This is a genomic window from Leptolyngbya sp. NK1-12 (assembly GCF_032598965.1).
In the GTDB taxonomy this organism is placed as follows: domain Bacteria; phylum Cyanobacteriota; class Cyanobacteriia; order Elainellales; family Elainellaceae; genus Elainella.
The window spans coordinates 2,952,844-2,971,592 of the sequence record NZ_CP053586.1 but is presented as its reverse complement, the minus strand read 5'-3'; the positions used below and the strand labels follow the sequence as shown (position 1 = coordinate 2,971,592).

The 18,749-nt window shown below is 51.6% G+C and carries 11 protein-coding genes; 3 read left to right on the top strand and 8 right to left on the bottom strand.

The annotated features are described in order from the left end of the window. Positions 1 to 27: 27 nt before the first annotated feature. From HJG54_RS12445 to HJG54_RS12435, 3 genes are all read right to left on the bottom strand, one after another. On the bottom strand, positions 28 to 633 hold the full coding sequence (locus HJG54_RS12445) for an ATP-dependent Clp protease proteolytic subunit (RefSeq protein ID WP_316435287.1): 606 nt from the start codon (positions 631 to 633) through the stop codon (positions 28 to 30). Between the two features lie 96 nt (positions 634 to 729). Beyond that, positions 730 to 1,362, bottom strand: coding sequence for an ATP-dependent Clp protease proteolytic subunit (locus HJG54_RS12440; RefSeq protein WP_316435286.1), 633 nt, complete (start codon positions 1,360 to 1,362; stop codon positions 730 to 732). A 57-nt stretch (positions 1,363 to 1,419) separates the two neighbouring features. Beyond that, a complete protein-coding gene (locus HJG54_RS12435) occupies positions 1,420 to 2,082 on the bottom strand; it encodes an ATP-dependent Clp protease proteolytic subunit (RefSeq protein WP_316435285.1) in 663 nt (220 codons plus the stop codon). A 416-nt stretch (positions 2,083 to 2,498) separates the two neighbouring features. On the opposite strand from HJG54_RS12435, the gene HJG54_RS12430 reads away from it, so the two are divergent. After that, complete coding sequence (locus HJG54_RS12430) at positions 2,499 to 3,737, top strand: vWA domain-containing protein (RefSeq protein ID WP_316435284.1); 1,239 nt, start codon at positions 2,499 to 2,501, stop codon at positions 3,735 to 3,737. On the opposite strand, the gene HJG54_RS12425 is transcribed toward HJG54_RS12430, so the two are convergent. The 4 genes from HJG54_RS12425 to HJG54_RS12410 all read right to left on the bottom strand — a co-directional run bounded on the left by HJG54_RS12425 (position 3,718) and on the right by HJG54_RS12410 (position 11,030). Beyond that, positions 3,718 to 4,053: a hypothetical protein gene (locus tag HJG54_RS12425; RefSeq protein WP_316435283.1), complete on the bottom strand. Its 336-nt coding sequence runs from the start codon at positions 4,051 to 4,053 to the stop codon at positions 3,718 to 3,720. The genes HJG54_RS12430 and HJG54_RS12425 overlap by 20 nt on opposite strands. A gap of 287 nt (positions 4,054 to 4,340) precedes the next feature. After that, entirely contained in the window at positions 4,341 to 4,946 is a 606-nt protein-coding gene (locus HJG54_RS12420) for a sugar O-acetyltransferase (RefSeq protein WP_316435281.1), read from the bottom strand. A 312-nt stretch (positions 4,947 to 5,258) separates the two neighbouring features. After that, complete coding sequence (locus HJG54_RS12415) at positions 5,259 to 9,248, bottom strand: magnesium chelatase subunit H (protein WP_316435279.1); 3,990 nt, start codon at positions 9,246 to 9,248, stop codon at positions 5,259 to 5,261. Between the two features lie 960 nt (positions 9,249 to 10,208). Then, positions 10,209 to 11,030 (bottom strand): SH3 domain-containing protein, encoded by an 822-nt coding sequence (locus tag HJG54_RS12410; protein WP_316435278.1) that lies wholly within the window; start codon positions 11,028 to 11,030, stop codon positions 10,209 to 10,211. 391 nt (positions 11,031 to 11,421) lie between these two features. Between HJG54_RS12410 and HJG54_RS12405 the strand changes: the two genes are divergently transcribed. Continuing rightward, positions 11,422 to 14,463, top strand: a complete 3,042-nt coding sequence (locus HJG54_RS12405) for an EAL domain-containing protein (RefSeq protein ID WP_316435277.1) — start codon at positions 11,422 to 11,424, stop codon at positions 14,461 to 14,463. Positions 14,464 to 14,498: 35 nt separating this feature from the next. Here the strand turns inward: HJG54_RS12405 and HJG54_RS12400 are convergent, their stop codons facing one another. Continuing rightward, a complete protein-coding gene (locus HJG54_RS12400) occupies positions 14,499 to 15,638 on the bottom strand; it encodes an ATP-binding protein (RefSeq protein WP_316435276.1) in 1,140 nt (379 codons plus the stop codon). A 159-nt stretch (positions 15,639 to 15,797) separates the two neighbouring features. On the opposite strand from HJG54_RS12400, the gene HJG54_RS12395 reads away from it, so the two are divergent. Next, complete coding sequence (locus HJG54_RS12395) at positions 15,798 to 18,620, top strand: cation-translocating P-type ATPase (RefSeq protein WP_316435275.1); 2,823 nt, start codon at positions 15,798 to 15,800, stop codon at positions 18,618 to 18,620. Positions 18,621 to 18,749: the final 129 nt, after the last annotated feature.

The following is an 18,749-nucleotide window of genomic DNA, read 5'->3' as shown; positions in this document are numbered from 1 at the left end:
AAAGCCGGTTTAACGCTAATTTTGTCCCTAATTTTGACTACCTTGATCGACAATTACCCGGTCAATTAGACCATATTCCTTGGCTTCTTCCGCTGACATAAAGTAGTCACGGTCGGTATCTTTCTGAATTTGCTCAATCGTTTTGCCAGTGTGGAAGGCCATCAGCTCATTCAGCTTTTGCCGCACCCGCAGAATTTGTCTGGCCTCAATCTCAATATCAGTGGCCTGTTGGCGTCCGGTGCCGCCCAGGGGTTGGTGAATCATGATGCGGGCATGGGGTAGGGCCAATCGCTTACCGGGGGTGCCAGCCGTGAGCAGGAACGCGCCCATCGAAGCAGCTAGCCCAACGCAAATCGTTACCACTTCTGACTTGATGTGCTGCATGGTGTCATAAATTGCCATGCCTGCCGTAACGGAACCACCCGGAGAGTTGATGTACAAATAGATAGGTTTGGTAGCATCTTCCGAGTCCAGATAGAGCATTGAGGCCACGATGGCGTTAGCAATGCCGTCATCCACCTCTTGACTCAGAAAAATAATGCGCTCCAGGCTCAGACGCTGATAGATATCGATCCACTGCTCATAGGAACTGCCTGGGAGGCGATAGGGAACTTTTGGAACACCAATAGGCATAGGTCAATCCTAAAAATGAAGGTTAAGAAACTTGGCATTTGCCACGAGGGCCAAAGCCAATCGTTGAAGTCAACAATCAAAAAACCCATTGAAGGGCTAGGAGGCAGCCACTGGCTTGGGCAGGGATTTACTCCCCTCCAGCACCCGGTCGATCAGGCCATAGCCTTTGGCTTGCTCGGCAGTGAGATAAAACCGACGGTCAATATCGGTGGTGATCTGCTCCGGTGAGCGGCCCGTATTGGCTGCTAAGGTATCCACCAATAGCTTGCGATCCGCGACAATTTTGCGAGCGTCGATTTGCACATCGGTGGCCTGTCCGCCGGTGCGACCGTATTGGGGAGCCAACACAATTTCCGCATTGGGCAAACTAGCCCGAAATCCCTTAGTACCAGACGACAGCAACAAGGCCGCCGTGCCATAGGCTAGCCCTAAACAGATGGTGTGGACCGGTGACCTGATATGCTGCATCGTGTCATAGATCGCCATCGTTGCCGCCATTGAGGTGGACTGCATCCCTTCCGAAACAAACTCACCAGGCGAGTTGATGTAAAAGTAGATGGGCTTGGTTTGGTCGTCAGAATCGAGATACAGCAATAGGGCAACAACCGAATTGGCAGTACTGTCATCGATTGCTTCGTCTAGGAAGATAATCCGCTCATAGGCCATGCGGGTGTAGATATCAACCCACTGCACATACTGACTACCAGGAAAGCGATACGGAACTTGCATAAATTCTGCTTGGGATAGAGCGAATAGCGGAGGTCAAGACAAGTTTGTCAAGACGAGTTAGGTCAGGGCAGGGATTTGTTTCGGAAGCTGTTTGGTGCTTTCCAAAATCCGGTCGATTAGTCCATACTCTTTTGCTTCTTCCGGAGTCATGTAGAAGGTGCGGTCAGTATCTTTAGCGATTTTGTCGATTGGTTGCCCGGTATTTTTGGAGAGAATGTCTAAGATCGCCGTGCGGTTTGCCAACACCTCTTTGGCACGAATTTGGATATCGGTGGCTTGGCCTCTTGCGCCGGAACGCGGCTGATTCAACACGATCGTGGCGTGGGGCAAACTGGCCCGGAAGCCCTTTGTTCCTGCCGATAGAATCATGGCAGCAGCTCCAATCGCCTGACCAATACAAATCGTATGTACCGGCGGCTTGATGTAGCTCAGCGTGTCGCAAACGGCAAAGGCCTCAGTTTCAAAGCCAATCGTTTGACCGCCCCAGGACGTACCCGTGGAATTGATATAGAAATAGATTGGCTTCTCCGGGTCATCAAATTGCAGATACAACAATTGAGCGATGATCAGTCGCGTAAAATCCTGTCTTGGATCTCTGCGGTATTCATCGAGGGAGTGCAGCGGACCTCCCAAGTAAACAATGCGTTCTTTTAATAGCAAGGATGCCAAATCGGGAGGGGGTGTCCGATAGTAAGCATCGCCATAGTATGCACTTTGCATCGCTTTAATTTCCATAACGTACAGCGCCCGGACGGCAATATTTCTTACATACTAAGCCAAAAGGCATTTCTGCTGCACCGTTGCTGGGCTGGCAGAATCACCAGAAAAAACCTGCGCTTTACTCCACGAAAGTCAAACATTTCCGCAGTTTTGCGATTTAATCGCTCAAATTATGATTGGTTCTGATAGAAGTAGGGATATCCGAATCTTCCGTAATCGGAACAAGACTGTTTGAAGTTGTTGATCTGTCGATAGCGCCGTCTGCAGACTTAACATCCAAACCGGTGGGCTGTACAAAGGCTACGTCACTGCCCTTTAAAACTCAAAACTCAGAACTTAAAACCTGCGTTCTGCGTAGACTACGCTACCAAAACTCAAACCTCGCTTCCCTCCCACCCTTTTCCCCAGAAGATGCCATGAAAGTTGGTCTAGAAGCTGCCCTCAGTGATGTCAATTTAGATGCTGCACAAACCATGAGTCAGCGGCAGTTGGCAATTTCGCTTTCGGCCTTGGCCGAGCCAAATGGTCGCACTGCTCCTCTAAACTTATGCCTGATTTTGGATCACAGTGGCTCCATGAACGGGCGTCCGCTCGAAACTGTGAAGCAAGCCGCTCACCGCATCGTGGATAGTTTATCGCCGGGAGACCGCCTGTCGATTGTAGTATTCGACCACAAAGCCAAAGTGTTAGTGCCAAATCAGGTGATCGAGAATCCGGCAGAGGTCAAGGTTGAAATCAATAAGCTGAAGGCCAGCGGCGGCACCGCGATTGATGAAGGGATGCGGCTGGGGATTGAAGAATTAGCTAAAGGCAAGAAGGACACGATTTCGCAGGCGTTTCTGCTCACGGATGGCGAAAACGAGCATGGTAGCAACGAGCGCTGTCTGAAGCTGGCCCAGTTGGCGGCTGGCTATAACCTCACCCTCAGCACCCTCGGCTTTGGCAACCACTGGAATCAGGATGTGTTGGAGCAAATTGCCGATGCAGCAGGCGGCACCCTCTCCTATATCCAGCATCCAGAAGAAGCAGTGAGCGAGTTCAGCCGTTTGTTCAACCGCATTCAGTCCGTAGGTCTGACCAATGCCCATCTGCTGCTCACCCTCTCGCCTCAAGTACGCTTGGCCGAACTGAAGCCGATTGCCCAAGTGGTGCCGGAAACTGTGGAGTTGGCCGCCGTAGAGGAAGGAAACCAGTATGTAGTGCGCCTAGGTGATCTGATGACCGAAGTGCCGCGGGTGGTGCTAGCCAACCTCTATATCAGCCAACTGCCCGAAGGAGAGCAGCCAATTGCCACGCTACAGGTTCGCTATGACGATCCGGTGATTGGTAGCGAAAACCTGCTGTCGGAGTCAGTTCAAGCCTTTGCCCATGTGCTATCGCTGTATCAGCCCGCCGCCAATCCGCAGGTGCAGCAGCATGTTTTAGCGCTTGCCAAATACCGCCAAACTCAAATCGCCGAAATGAAGCTAATTCAGGGCGACCGGAGTGGAGCAGCTACAATGCTGCAATCCGCTGCAAAAACGGCACTCCAGATGGGAGACTACAATGCGGCCACCGTCTTACAAGACAACGCCACCCGCCTGCAAGAAGGCGAAGAGCTGTCAGAGGCCGACCGCAAAAAGACGCGGATTGTGTCTAAAACCATTCTTCAGTAGTTTCCTTTCTATTCGGTCTTGGTCTATTCGGTCTTGATTCGGTCTTAACAGTGCAGGTGAGGGATTGTTGCAGGCGTTTCCAGTCGTCTGGATGAAGGCAACTTGCTTCATAAAGTGTTTGTAAGGCTTGAGTGAGGGAACGGCAAGCTAATTGATAGTCAATTTCCTGCTTGGCGGCGTAGAATGCATCAAGCTCAGAAGCTTGCGAGTTTGAGACGAAGCGCTGACGGCAAGGCGAGTAACAAATTGCTTGATATCCTGTCGCCATAGGCACAATTTCAATTAACCAACCGCAGTGGAAATCAACTAAATTCATGGTTCTAGTTCGTTCTGTAGATGCAGGACAAAGCTCGAAAGATTGTTGCTTTTGCTACTCTTTCTACTTTAATCTACTTAGAAATTGAATTCACCAACACCGCAACATAGCCGAAAAAATGCTGAATTTAGCTATAAAAGCTGTTTTTGTTTGCTAATTAAAGAAGGTGATTTTCGCAACATAGTGAACATAAAACACCAGCAACCGTTTTCTCCAGAGTGCAGTATGTGGTTGAGCGGGAAGAGGATGTCAAAGTCACTTGCTAATACTCACCTACTAACACTCACCTACGCGGTAGTTGATGCCGTGCCTCCTGTGCTTGTTCGAGGCTGATCCTCCTCGCTGATAGGGCGGATTACTCGACAGGGGTTGCCGGCCGCAAACACATCAGCGGGGATGTCTCGCGTCACTACGCTCCCGGCCCCAATCACCGAGCGGGAGCCGATTCTCACCCCCGGACAAATAATAGCCCCACCCCCGACCCAGACATCAGACCCGATCTCGATCGGCTTTGCAAACTCCTGACTACGACGCAGTTCTGCCTCAAACGGGTGGGTGGCCGTGTAGATCTGCACCGCCGGACCGAAGAGCGTGTAGTCCCCAATAGTGACTCGGCAGACATCCAGCACAACACAGTTGAAGTTAAAGAAGCACCTCTTGCCAAGGAAGATATTGGTTCCGTAATCACAGAAAAACGGTGGCTGCATCCACACGTCCTCCCCTCCAGCACCAAAAAGCTCCCGCAAAATGTGCCGCCGCTCCTCCTGTTGTTGCTCACGGGTGGCGTTTAGATCCTGGCATAGGTCTCGTGCTCGGTTGCGGGCACGAACTAGTTCCGAATCGAGTGGGTTGTACAACTCCCCCGCCAGCATTTTCTCACGTTCACTTCGCACGATGACTGTCTCCTGTTCGCATTCGTCAGGTTGGACCTAACATCAAATCCGACTAAACGCCCTAAATTTAATTTAAATGCCGCGTTGTACAGGCGTTATTTCCTGCGGAAAGGCTACGCCAATGGCAAAACGCTATATTGTCCAGACGTTTCGGCGAAACGTCTCTACGCTGGCGGATCAACCGGATTTGATATAACTCTACGTTACTGAACTCTCTAAACCGTATTACACCTCCCGCCCCTACACAAAAACAGCCAAGAATAGCAAATGGCTCTTGGCTGCTTCTGGAAACTAGACTTTTAGCGAAGTTGACTACTCAATCCCTTCGATGCGATCTTCAACTTCCTGGTAAAGCTGACGCAGCAGTTCCAGATTCTCTTCGCTAGTTTCCCAATAGCCACGGCCATTCACTTCCAGCAGCGTACTCACCACCTTGCGGAACGAGTGGGGGTTCAGGTTCATCAGGCGATTGCGCATCGCTTCATCCTGGATGAAGGTGGCATTGGTGTCTTCGTAGATCCAGTTGTCTACCGCACCGGCGGTGGCCGACCAGCCCATTGTATTGACCAGCCGCTTGGACAGTTCCCGCACGCCTTCGTAGCCGTGGGACAGCATGCCCTCATACCATTTGGGATTCAGCAGCTTGGTGCGAGCATCCAGCCGCACGGTTTCCGACAAGGTACGCACCTGGGCATTGGCCGTGGTGGTATCGGCAATGTAGGAGGCAGGCTGTTTGCCATCACCGCGCAGGGTAGCCACCACCTTGGTCGGGTCCGAATCAAAATAGTGAGACACATCCGTCAGCGAGATTTCCGACGAATCCAGGTTTTGGAACGTCACATCGACCGTCTTCAGAGCAGCCTCAAAGACGCCACGCGCCTGATCCATCATGCCGGGATTGTCTGAATTGAAGGCAAAGGATTTGCGCGTCAGATACATTTCCTGAAGCTCGGTTTCGCTTTCCCAGGTGCTGTTTTCCACCGCCAGGTTGACGTTAGCCGCATAGGAGCCAGACGCATTCGAGAAGACGCGGGTCGCCGCCTGCCGCAGATTGATCCCCATTTCCTCGGCCTGCTTGAGGGCATGTTTGCGAACAAAGTTCAGCTCTAGCGGTTCGTCGGCTTCGGCAGCCATTTTGATCGCCCGGTCGAGCAGGTTCATCTGATTCACAAACAAATCGCGGAACACGCCGGAACAGTTGACCACTACATCGATGCGAGGACGACCCAGTTCGTTCAGCGGAATCAGCTCCAGTTTATTGACCCGACCTAGCGCATCCGGAACTGGGCGCACGCCCACCAGCAGCATCACCTGGGCCAGCGACTCGCCGTAGGTTTTGATGTTGTCGGTGCCCCAGAGCACAAAGGAAATCGTTTCTGGATAGTGGCCACCATTTTCGCTACGCTCACGGGCCAGCAAGCGATCCACCACAATCTGAGCCGCCTGTACCGCCGCGCTAGTCGGGATTGACTGCGGATCGAGGGCATGGATGTTTTTCCCGGTTGGCAGTACATCCGGGTTGCGAATCGGGTCACCGCCGGGTCCAGGCAGGATGTATTCGCCTTCCAGGGCTTTTACCAAGGCTCCCAGCTCGTTGTCGGCCGTCACCTGCTTGAGGCAGAACTCCAGATACTCGAACAATGGCTTGATCGCCTCCGGATCGACTTTGGGATAGCCCGCCTCGATCAAGGCTTCGATCCAGGGTTCTTTGCGACCCAGATTAAAGAAATTGAGCTTGGTAACTTTCGAGACGCGACCATCGGCATCGGTTTGCTCTTTCACCATCGCTGTAATGGCTGCGCGAGATGCCTGGTTGATCTCGTAGAGCAACTGCACATCCGCCAGCACACCTCGGTCACTGTTGCGGTAGATCTCGTCAATGTCGCGTCCCAGGCTATTGGCGATAATGCGTGGCAAGCTTTGGATTTCGTCTTCGGGCCGATCGATGCCGGCGATATTCACCAGCGTGGCGATCGCCTCTTCGGCGGTGGGAGCCTTACCGATCACATGCAGCCCGCAGGGCAACAGCCGCGATTCGATCTCCATCAGCTTGATGTAAACCTTGCCCACCAGCATATCCCGCTCCTCAGCCGTGAGGTTGGAGGCATCGTCGCCTTCGGGTAGGGCAATGTCCTTGTCTAGGTTGACCAGGCGGCACTTGTCGATGATGGCGTTGACAATCGGCACAGCTCGTCCGGAGTCCTTCAGGGTTTGATAAGAGGCGATCAGTTCGCTTAGCTCTTTCAAGCCCTTGTAGAGTCCAGCATTTTCGGCGGGAGGCGTCAAATAGCTGATCGTTTCGGCATAGCTGCGGCGCTTGGCAATCGTCGCTTCGGATGGGTTGTTGGCGGCGTAGTAGTACAGGTTGGGAATCGTACCAATCAAGCTATCGGGATAGCAATCGCCGGACATGCCCATTTGCTTGCCGGGCATAAACTCCAGCGAACCGTGGGTGCCAAAGTGCAATACCGCATCGGCCTGCCAGATATGCTCCAGGTAGGTGTAGTAGGCAGCAAAACCATGATGGGGACTAGCCGAACGGGAGAACAGCAGCCGCATTGGGTCGCCTTCGTAACCAAAGGTAGGCTGCACGCCAATAAACACATTGCCGAACTCTTTGCCAAACACCAGCAGGTTTTGGCCATCGGTATTGAGGTGGCCGGGAGCTGGACCCCAGGATTCCTCTAGACGATGGTGATAGGGCGTGAGCTGCTCGTATTCCGGCACCGACATGCGGTAGGCAATATTCAGCTCCGGGCTGCTGTACTGAGCCTGGGCGTCGTGGATCACTTCCTGCATCAGCGCTTCGGGCGAATCCGGCAAGCCCTGAACGTCGTAGCCGTTATACTGCAACGCCTTGACGACTTCATAGATAGAGCCGAACACATCCAGATAAGCCGCCGTCCCAACATTGCCCTTATCCGGCGGGAAGCTGAATACGGTGATCGCCACTTTCTTGTGCAGCTTCGGCTTACGGCGCAGGTTGGCCCATTTCATGGCCCGCTGGGCAATCGCTTCGATCCGGTCTTGCAGAGCGATGGCCTTACCCGTGGTGCCGTCCCGTCCCGATAAAATAATTGGCTCAATCGCACCGTCTAGTTCGGGGATGGCAATTTGCAGCGCCACCTGGATCGGATGCAGTCCCAGGTCGCTGTCTTGCCATTCTTCCGTGGTTTGGAACACCAGCGGCAGCGCCACCATATAGGGCCGATTTAGTCGCTTCAGGGCATCCACGGCTTTGGGATGATCCTGCCGCGCCGGACCGCCCACCAGCGCAAACCCGGTCAGCGAAACCACTACATCCACAATCGCGTGCTTTGTAATCGGGTCATAGAAGAAGGCATCTACAGGCTTGGAGAAATCCAACCCGCCGGCGAATACCGGAATCACCTTAGCTCCCATCGACTCAAGCTCTTGCACCATCGCCACATAGTGGGCATCGTCGCCGGTGACTAGGTGGGTCCGCTGTAGGACCAGACCAACGCAGGGAGCCAGCATATCCTTGACATCGTTGGGCACATCCTGGCGTGAGTTGAACCAGTTGAGATACTCCTTCAGGTCCTCAAACATCTGTGGGGCCAGTGGGTGCCAGATGCCGATATCAGGGTATGTGACCGGATCGCGGTATTGCAGCGGCGCATCGCTCTTGACCTTGTCGCCTTTGCAGACATACTTGTCCGCCAGCATCAGCAAAAAGTTTTCCAGGTTTTCTGCCGAACCTCCCAGCCAATACTGGAAGCTGAGCATGAAGTTGCGGGCATCTTGCGCCTTGTCGATGGGCAGATACTTCAGCACCTTGGGCAGAGTTTGCAGCAGCTTCAGCATGCCATCTTGGAACGAAGATCCAGATTTCTCCTTGCGTTTGCGCATGAACTGGGCAATTGCACTCTTGGACTGGCCGAGCTGCGCCATCGAGAAGCTGCCCATTTTGTTGAGGCGCATCACCTCTGGCATCGAGGGGAACACCACAGCCACATCCAACCGCTCGCGATGGGGGGCAACGGCAGCAACTACCTTTTCGGCCAGCTCCTCGATAAAGATCAGCGAAGCAATGAAGACATTGGCCTCGGCTACATCCTGCTGAAAGGCTTCATAGTTCTCAGGGCTGCGCAACTCCTCTAGCAGATAGCCGCTAATTTCGATCGCTAAATTGGGATTATTTTGGTTGATTGAACGAACTGCCGCCGACAGTGAACTTTGATATTGCGGCTCTAGCACGACATAGACCACCTTGATCAGCGATCGGCCCCGGAGATCGTCGGGCACGATATGCCTGATCGTGGGCTTGACGTGAGTGAACATGCGGTTAGGCTCCTTCTCAAAAGCGGTCGCGCTCAGGCTGATTGTCTTAGTTACTTTCAGCAGCCAAGTTGCTCCCAGCAGCCAAATTCAGCACAAAAATCGCAGGGTCTTGTAGCTCCACTCCCCGTCTTGCTGCTGGCTGAACGCAAAACGTTACATAAGCGTTTTTACCAGAAAATCAGGATCACCTGCGAACGAAACCGTCTATCTGACACAAATTGATAAAAAATCAGAGATGTTTGTTTACATTTCTTGACATTTACGAGAGTGTCTGCTCAGCTTGTATAAGAAGCTCCATTTTCCTGAGTCCAATTTTGGATTTGGGAATTCCGTTTTGGCTAAAAATTGCAGGGTCAACTCAAGCCTTGTTTGGCTTGGGCAATGTTTCTGTTTGCTTTAATTTGTTTGGTATAGAGTCTCTATAGAGTTTTTCTGATATTTGAATGAGTCAGAATTGATACTATTAGAAACCGATTGAAAGATCAGCCGATTTACTATCAGTTTTTCAGTTCAAGTTTCCTGCTCAATCTGTTGAAAACTATCGGGCAGTTCTCAACAGTAGTGAGATCAGGTGGTGATGCCAATTCTTTCTGAGGCTGCATAAAATAAATGGGGTTAAGGGGGCGCAGCCTCTTGGTAGGGACGGAGTCCTTACACTCCTTTTTCTATGCAGGTTCTTCTATGTAGGTTTAAGAGGGTGTTTGAAAAGTATCAGAAGGACTGCATCGCCCCCTGAATCCCCCACTAGTGGGGGACTTCCGATCCCGTATTTCTGGTTCAAAGTCCCCCATCAATGGGGGATGTAGGGGGCGGTTCGGGTCGCAATAGCGACTGTTAAAACATCCTCTAAGAAAATGGTCGGCGGCGCATTAACCGATGAACTCTGACCACACCTGAGCCAAGAAACATTCTGACTCCTGCTCTTGCTTCGCTCTACCGATACTGAAGGCTCTACCGATACTACCGATACTGAAGATAGTCCTGCACCACCCAGCCTCCGTCCTCCAGTTCTGCCCAACCATTTTCCACCTGTCCAGTTAGAAATACAGTTGTGCCTTGGGAAAGCGAGGCAATAATCTCACCATTGGGACTATTACGAATATTGACTCCACCGCTAGCCATAACTTCGGCTTTGCGTGCTGCTGTTCCAGGACTGACTGTGGGTGCAGCCGCTTCGAAATTGGAGGGTGTAGCCGCACTAGCATTCGCGCTAGCCAAATGATGTTGGGAAACCCAGCCGCCACCTTCGATTTCTACCCATTCGTCACTCGTTTTGCCGGTTAAGACGACGGTGGACCCATCGGCTACGCTGCCCACAATCTCACCACCCGGACCACTGCGGACATTCAGATTGCCGCCATTCGTTGCCACCTGTAGGGGGGTCCCAGCCGTGACGCTTGTCATAACGGGGCGCGTGATTGGTCTTGGCGTTTGGGTAATTCCGGCATGGACTGCGACTTCAACCTCGAGCACCTGATTGGTTGAATCAACCCAGCAGATTCCCGATCCGCCATTCGTAGTTGACCAGTTGACACGCCCAGTGCCATCTGCGGCTAAAGAGCCAGCCGTGGTTGTGATCGCCGAGCGCGGTACACCGTTCAACCGAAAGATCACAGCATTCGTACAGGCATTGAGTTGGGCTTCGCTGGCTAACGGTACGGCTAAGGCAACGTTTGGGGCCAGAATCAAGGAAGTAGTCAAGGTTGCAGCTAGAGCTGTAGTAATGTGGGCGCTTAGCTGGGCTGCGGGTTTGGACCAAGCGGCTATTTCAGCGTAGTTCATACTCCTTACATCAATAAACTTTATCGACAAAATTTCTGCACGCTCACCTGTATACCGCAAGCTTTGGCAATTGGAACAGATTTCATCGAATGCTCACAAAAGGTTCAGGGAGTCTAGTGATGTCACTTGTGGTGTCAGTGGAATACGAGTAAACCTAGAAACCCGATCAACCGTAAATTCTCTAGGCTATTTTTCTGCTGCTAGGGCCATTAATCGACGCTGGCAGCTAAATCTGGGAACTCTTGACAATGTTTGAGCACATTGACCGTGCTGAATCCGCCACGCGCTCAATGGTTTGGGTGGCATGGGGCAGGGATGACTAGGTGGCCGTCAGGGATTTACAGATATCGGAATGAGAAGATTGTGTGTACTGAATCAGATACTGTCTTGGGTGGAACGTCAACTTCCGCTGGCAGACAAAATTGGCATTCCATTAGTTGCCATAACCATACTGACAGCAACAGTACTCAGTGCTAACACGATTGCCTCCAGCCGCAAGCAAATTGACCGCAGCTACAGAACCCAAGCTCGACAGCTCGCCAATGTGATTCAAGCCGAGTTTAGTGCCCGCTACAGGCGCAATCTAGAGGACCGAGCCACCACCAGCCAATTTCTGCAGGAGCTGAAGCGCCAAGATTCAACCATTCTCGACATTCACATCTACCGAATCGTAGACGAGCAGCCGCTGCTGTGGGCCTCCTCCGATCTGCAAGAACTCCGTCACTCGTCGATTCAAACTAAAGCGATTCTGCCGCTTCTAACGGACGGCTCGGCCCAAATGACTGAAACTGCTAACGCCGAACTAGAAACGATTGTGCCGCTACGAGCCAACGGCCAGGTTCTGGCTAGTATCGTGATCTACAGCTCGTTACAACCCCGCGACGATGCCATCAATGCCGCAACTCGCACGATTGTACTCACGTCCGCGTTGGGAATTTCGGCTCAGAGTGGCGCGTTGATGCTGATTTTGTATTGGGCAGTGCTGCGCCGAATCAAACACTTGAGCCATGCCGCTTTGCAAGTTGCTGAAGGAGACACCACGGTTCGCGTACCCAGAGCCAATCTGGAGCCTGGGCGAGATGAAATTCTCAGTGTGGCGCGGGAATTTAACCGCATGCTAGAGGCAGTCCAACGCCGCTCCCAACAGCAGGAAGCCTTGGCGGAATTGGGACAGCAGGCTCTAGAGGAAATTGACCTGGCCGAACTGCTGGATAAAGTTGCCCAACTGGTGGCCCGCACGCTGCAAGTAGATTACGTCGATATTTCAGAGCTATTACCAGACTGTAGTGGCTTCCAGGTTCGGGCCAGCGCTGGTTGGGAGCCGCAATCGTTGCCTCAGAAAGTCACCCCCGTCACAACCGACTCGACTATCGACTATACCTTACGCACCAACGAGCCTGTGGTGATCCATAATCTCTCCACTGAGCAGCGCTTTCGCGGTTTAAACTTTCTGCAACAGCATGGCGTAATCAGCAGCATCAGCGTTTTGGTGGCCAACTTTGAGCAGCCCTTTGGCATGATTAGTGCCCACAGTAAGACTCAGCGAGCCTTCTCGAACGATGATGTGGTATTTCTCAAGGCGGTAGCCAGTCTGTTAACCGCCGCGATTGATCGGCACCGGGTAGAAGCGGTGATGGCCCAGGCTGAAGCTGCCTTGGCGCGAGCAGAAGCCGCCGAAACGGCAAAACAGGTATTGGAAAAAGAAATTGTGGAACGGCAGCGGATTGAGGCGGCTCTGCGCGAAAGCGAGGAACGCTATGCTCTGGCTGCTAGCGGTGCCAATGACGGTCTGTGGGACTGGGATCTGCGCACCAATGAAATTTACTTTTCCAGCCGCTGGAAATCGATGCTGGGCTATGCCGATACCGAGATTGGTTCTAATCCCAACGAATGGTTTGACCGCATTCACCCTGACGACTACGAGCGCGTCCAGTTGGAAATTCGCCATCACCGCGAAGGCTTGACCGCCCATTTTGAGAGTGAATTTCGCCTGCGCCAGAAGAATGGCACCTATTGCTGGATCCTCAGTCGCGGTTTAGCCGTGCGCGATAGTGCCGGAAATGTCTACCGCATCGCCGGTTCCCAAACTGACGTCACGGCTCGCAAGCTGGCCGAAGAGCAGCTCCTCCACAACACGCTCCACGATGAGCTGACTGGCTTAGCCAATCGCGCTCTGTTTACCGATCGCTTGGATCGCGCCATTGCGCGGGCGAGCCGTTGCCGTCGTGCTTCGTTTGCCGTGCTGTTTCTCGATCTGGATCGGTTTAAGGTCATCAACGATAGTCTGGGGCATTTGGTGGGCGATCAGCTTTTGGTAGCAGCGGCAGAGCGTCTGAAGCGCTGTTTGCGGGCCAGCGATACTTGCGCTCGGCTCGGTGGTGATGAATTTGCAATTCTGCTGGAAGATATTCAGGAGAGCCAGGATGCCATCACGCTGGTGGAACGGATTCGCGAAGAGTTCAAAGCACCCTTTCTGTTGGCTGGTCAAGAAGTGTTTGTTAACGGCAGTATTGGAGTTGTGCTCGACACCGATCGCTATCGCACGAAAGAAGAGCTACTCCGCGATGCTGATACGGCGATGTACCGCTCGAAGGCGGCGGGGCGGGGTTGCTACACCATTTTTACGCCCCATATGCACGAACAGGCCGTCACCCTACTGCATCTAGAAGCCGATCTGCGCCGAGCGATCGAGCGTCAGGAGCTACGGTTGTTCTATCAGCCGATTTTGGCCTTGCACAATCAGCGACTCATGGGCTTTGAGGCTCTACTGCGCTGGCAACATCCGCAACGGGGACTGCTGCTGCCGATGGAGTTTCTCTCGGTGGCTGAGGAAACTGGACTGATCATCTCGATTGGCTGGTGGGTGTTGCGGGAAGCCTGCCGGCAGATGTGTCGTTGGCAACAGCGGTTCTGTTTGGAAAGCGATGTGACAATGAGCGTGAATCTTTCTGGCAAACAGTTTTCTCAGCCCAACTTGGTCGAACAGGTCAAAGCCATTTTGCAGGAGACCGGGCTGGAACCAAATCGGCTCAAGTTGGAAATTACCGAAAGTGTGATTATGACAAACGCGGATGCTGCCGCCGCCATGATGCAGGAGTTAAAGGCAGTCGGGGTGCAGTTAGCAATGGATGATTTTGGTACTGGTTATTCCTGTCTCAGCTATTTGCATCGGTTTCCCATCGATACACTCAAGATCGATCAGTCCTTCATCCACAGTGCCGATCAGGATCTAGAAAAACTAGAAATTACTCGGATGGTGATCTCACTGGCTTGGAATCTGGGCATGAACGTAGTGGCTGAAGGCGTTGAAACCGATCGGCAGATGGCACAGTTAAAATTGCTGAAATGCGAGTTAGGACAGGGCTTTTTCTTCTCCCATCCCCTTGATCCACCGGCAGCCGCCGCAATGCTCGATCAAGTTGTAGCACGATAAATAGGTTCGAAGGTTTGAACTGGTGCTTGAATCACCTACAGCAACCGCTGTTTCAACCAGAATGACAGAAATGGTAAGGCTACACGGTAACCGTACTGTGGTCCATACAGCAGACCTTTTTGCTCTAAACCCGCCAGCGCGCCCTGAAGTCCTCCACCTCGTGTGAGTTGATGCTTTTGAATGTAGTCTCGTGATTGTGGTTTATCAGTGGGATCCAGTGCCAAACTCTCAAGCACGCGAACCTGACTAGGAGGCAAAAGCAGAATCAGAGACTCGAACGTGGTGGCAAGATCTTCAACTAACGCTAAGGCACTGCGGTGCACATGATGAGCTTCAATCAATGGATTAATCACCGAGTTAAGCTCAGATTTAGAGGCAGTTGTCCAATCAGGTAAGGAACAGGCATAAAAACGGCGATCAAACCAAATGCGCCGAGCGAGGCGAATGGCATCTCCAGTGTGACCTTGCACAATACTGATAAATAAATCGAGAGCCTGACTATCAGCATCAAACTCAAGCCCTTGATCAGCCATTTCAGCAACAATCCAAGACTGAATAGTGGAATCAGACAATGGCGCTAGAGCAATAGTATGGAGATTATGCTGTTGAACCCAAGATTCTATGACCGTCGATACTAGTACATAGCTGACTCGGCTTTGCTGCTGAATCTCTTGTCGCAAATACTCTTCCCATTTGCCAGTTCGATCCCATGAGCGAATGTGAGGAAAATTGAGAAATACAATTACGACACGACAGCCAAGCCATTCAGCCATTGATTGAGGCAGCGCGAGCAAACTTTGAAACAACATCCATTCTTTTGCCGCTGACAAATGCCATACAAGCTGCGGACGTTGTGATAGTGATTGTTCCAATACCAGAGGCTGTTGCGTACTCCATTGTTGAATAAACACAAGTTCTTCGGGTGTTGAAAAACCCTCCAAAATACTATCGGCCAACAATCGCAAGAACCGACTTGCGCTGGTAGTTCTGAGGCAATCAATTTCTAATACTTTGGCTCCAACCTGCTGAGCCGCGACCCGGATTAAGGTTCGCCGACCAATGCCAGGAACACCGACCAGCAAAAAATCCTCATCCTTTGCCAAAATCTGTCTAATTTGAAGAAGTTCAGCCTCACGACCGATTAAGCGCTGAGAAACAAACAGTTGATCTGTCATGAACTAAAAGCTGATTAAAAACCAACTTAAAACAAGAACACGTTAGCTTGCTCACTAGTATGACATTACCAGGACAGCACTAACAAATAGTGCTAAACTAGCCTAGACTACACTACGAACTAGTGCTGCCTATCTTACAGTTTTTATAGAGCCTGATCTATGGTATCTCCAACTCCATCTGCTCCCTTATCAACACAACCGTCAATTTGGCATACCCTGTCTACTGAACGAACTGTCGAGTTGCTGCAATCTGATGCGGTTGCTGGTTTGAGTTCTCAGCAGGTTGCAGATCGCTTAGTCAAGTATGGTGCAAATGAATTGGTAGAGATAGGCGGACGATCGCCATTGACTATCTTTGTTGATCAGTTCAAAAACATCATGCTGATTATGCTAATCGGCGTGGCAATTGTATCGGCTATTTTAGATATTCGAGAATCAATGGCCTCGGATGCATTTGTTTTTCCCAAAGATGCAACAGCAATTTTGGTGATTGTATTGCTCAACGGCATTTTGGGATACGTGCAGGAAAGTGGAGCCGAGAAAGCACTATCGGCCTTGAAGAACCTTGCATCTTCTAAAGTGCGCGTAGTTCGAGCTGGCAAAACGCTGGAATTAGACTCAAAGGATCTCGTACCTGGAGATTTAATCCTGTTAGAAGCGGGAGTGAAAGTGCCAGCCGATGGTCGGATCTTGGAAGCAGCCAACTTGCAGGTCCGTGAGTCTGCCCTCACCGGAGAATCCCATGCCGTCAGCAAACAAGCTGAAGCGAGCCTACCCGAAGATGTGCCTCTAGGCGACCGAATTAATCTAGTGTTTTCCGGTACCGAGGTTGTGCAAGGACGGGCAACGGTTTTGGTGACGCATACCGGCATGGACACCGAACTGGGCAAGATTGCGACTGCCCTGCAAGGCGTGGAAGCCGAGCCTACCCCGCTGCAAAAGCGCATGAGCCAGTTGGGAAACGTGCTGGTTACCGGCTCTTTAATTTTGGTTGGCATTATCGTCATTGGCGGCACACTGTATCGACCTAACCTATTTGCAGAGCTAGTCGAAGTATCTCTCAGCATGGCCGTGGCGGTAGTGCCAGAGGGATTACCAGCGGTGATTACCGTCACGCTGGCGTTGGGTACTCAGCGAATGGTGCGACGCCAAGCCCTAATTCGTAAACTTCAGGCGGTTGAAACACTGGGATCGGTCACCACAATTTGCTCGGATAAAACCGGTACACTGACCCAAAACAAAATGGTGGTCCAAGCGGTTGAAACGGCTAGTCACACCCTGAGAATTACTGGCGAAGGCTATACGCCAATCGGCGAGTTTCAACACAATGGTCAGGCGATTGCAGCCAGTCGAGATCCAGAACTACAAAAACTGCTTTGGGCTTGTGTGCTATGCAATGACGCAATTCTGCAAAAAGAAAACGGCGACTGGGCAATTTTGGGCGATCCTACCGAAGGCGCGCTGCTGGTGTTGGCTGGAAAAGCGGGTTGGCAACAAAACCAAGCCGAGCAAGCTTGTCCGCGTGTGGCAGAGTTCCCTTTCTCCTCGGAACGCAAACGCATGAGCGTCATGGTGCAGCACTCAGCCAGTGATTTACCGCCCTACACCATGTTTACAAAAGGCTCACCAGAATTAACCCTGGAGCGGTGCACGCACATCCAGATTGACAATCAAGTGGAACCTCTAACATCAGACCAGCAACGCACGATTTTGGACTGTAATAATCAGCTTGCGGCTAAAGGTTTGCGGGTGTTAGGGTTTGCTTACAAATTTCTGGAGCAATTACCGCCCGAAGGGTCAGAAGACCAGTCAGAAGCCGGGTTAGTTTGGTTGGGCTTGGTGGGCATGTTGGATGCGCCTCGTTCAGAAGTGCGTGAAGCCGTTGCCAAATGCCGGATGGCAGGCATTCGTCCCATCATGATTACGGGAGATCACCAGCTTACCGCTCAAGCAATTGCGGAAGACTTGGGGATTGCCACAGGTAGTTCTGTCATTACCGGACAACAGCTAGAACGCTTATCAGACCAAGACTTAGAGGAAACAGTTCGAAACATCAGCGTTTATGCACGTGTATCGCCCGAGCATAAGCTGCGAATTGTGCGAGCGCTGCAACATCAGGGCCACATCGTTGCTATGACCGGAGATGGTGTGAACGATGCACCTGCCTTGAAGCAAGCAGATATTGGAGTTGCAATGGGCATTACCGGCACCGATGTTAGCAAAGAAGCCAGCGATATGGTGTTGCTGGACGATAACTTTGCCACGATTGTGTCTGCGGTTGAAGAAGGGCGCGTTGTATACACCAATATTCGCCGTTTCATCAAATACATTTTGGGCAGCAACATTGGCGAAGTCCTAACCATCGCTGCGGCTCCCATGTTGGGCTTAGGCGGTGTTCCCCTTTCGCCACTCCAAATTCTTTGGATGAATCTTGTCACTGATGGCCTCCCAGCTCTAGCCTTGGCGGTTGAACCAGGTCGAGCTTCCGTGATGCAGCAACCTCCCAAAGACCCTCAGGAAAGTATCTTTGCCCGTGGTTTAGGATCTTATATGCTGCGGATTGGTTTGATCTTGGCCATTGTGACTATTATCTTGATGGTGTGGGCCTATAGCTATACCGAACAGGTGCAAGGAAATGGCTTAGATCGAGAACGATGGCAAACAATGGTGTTTACAACACTTTGTCTTGCTCAGATGGGTCATGCATTTGCCATCCGTTCCAGCAATCGTTTGATGATAGAGGTCAATCCATTTTCTAATCCATTTGTATTAATTGCCGTAGTTGTGACCAGCATTCTGCAAATTCTGCTGATTTATGTCGAACCATTAAGAGCTTTCTTCAATACTCACTATCTGACAGGAACAGAACTGCTGATCTGCGTTGGATTTAGTTCTCTGATCTTTGTTTGGATCGAGCTTGAAAAGCTATTTATTCGTTGGTTTTCAACCTCAACCAAACGATCTATTTTGGCCGACAAATAGTTCAGTTCAAAGTTGTGATGGCTGCACTTTCTAGTTCTTCTGCTAGCAAGACAGCCAGCTTGCGCTTGGATAATGCTAACTAACGATAACGGAGTTAATCATGGCAGCAACAGAGTGAGCGCTCAATCC

Bases quoted from the DNA above. Each gene is read 5' to 3' on its own strand.
- HJG54_RS12425 (WP_316435283.1), bottom strand. From the start codon at position 4,053: ATGAATTTAGTTGATTTCCACTGCGGTTGGTTAATTGAAATTGTGCCT.
- HJG54_RS12430 (WP_316435284.1), top strand. From the start codon at position 2,499: ATGAAAGTTGGTCTAGAAGCTGCCCTCAGTGATGTCAATTTAGATGCT.
- HJG54_RS12415 (WP_316435279.1), bottom strand. From the start codon at position 9,248: ATGTTCACTCACGTCAAGCCCACGATCAGGCATATCGTGCCCGACGAT.
- HJG54_RS12400 (WP_316435276.1), bottom strand. From the start codon at position 15,638: ATGACAGATCAACTGTTTGTTTCTCAGCGCTTAATCGGTCGTGAGGCT.
- HJG54_RS12395 (WP_316435275.1), top strand. From the start codon at position 15,798: ATGGTATCTCCAACTCCATCTGCTCCCTTATCAACACAACCGTCAATT.
- HJG54_RS12440 (WP_316435286.1), bottom strand. From the start codon at position 1,362: ATGCAAGTTCCGTATCGCTTTCCTGGTAGTCAGTATGTGCAGTGGGTT.
- HJG54_RS12435 (WP_316435285.1), bottom strand. From the start codon at position 2,082: ATGCAAAGTGCATACTATGGCGATGCTTACTATCGGACACCCCCTCCC.
- HJG54_RS12410 (WP_316435278.1), bottom strand. From the start codon at position 11,030: ATGAACTACGCTGAAATAGCCGCTTGGTCCAAACCCGCAGCCCAGCTA.
- HJG54_RS12445 (WP_316435287.1), bottom strand. From the start codon at position 633: ATGCCTATTGGTGTTCCAAAAGTTCCCTATCGCCTCCCAGGCAGTTCC.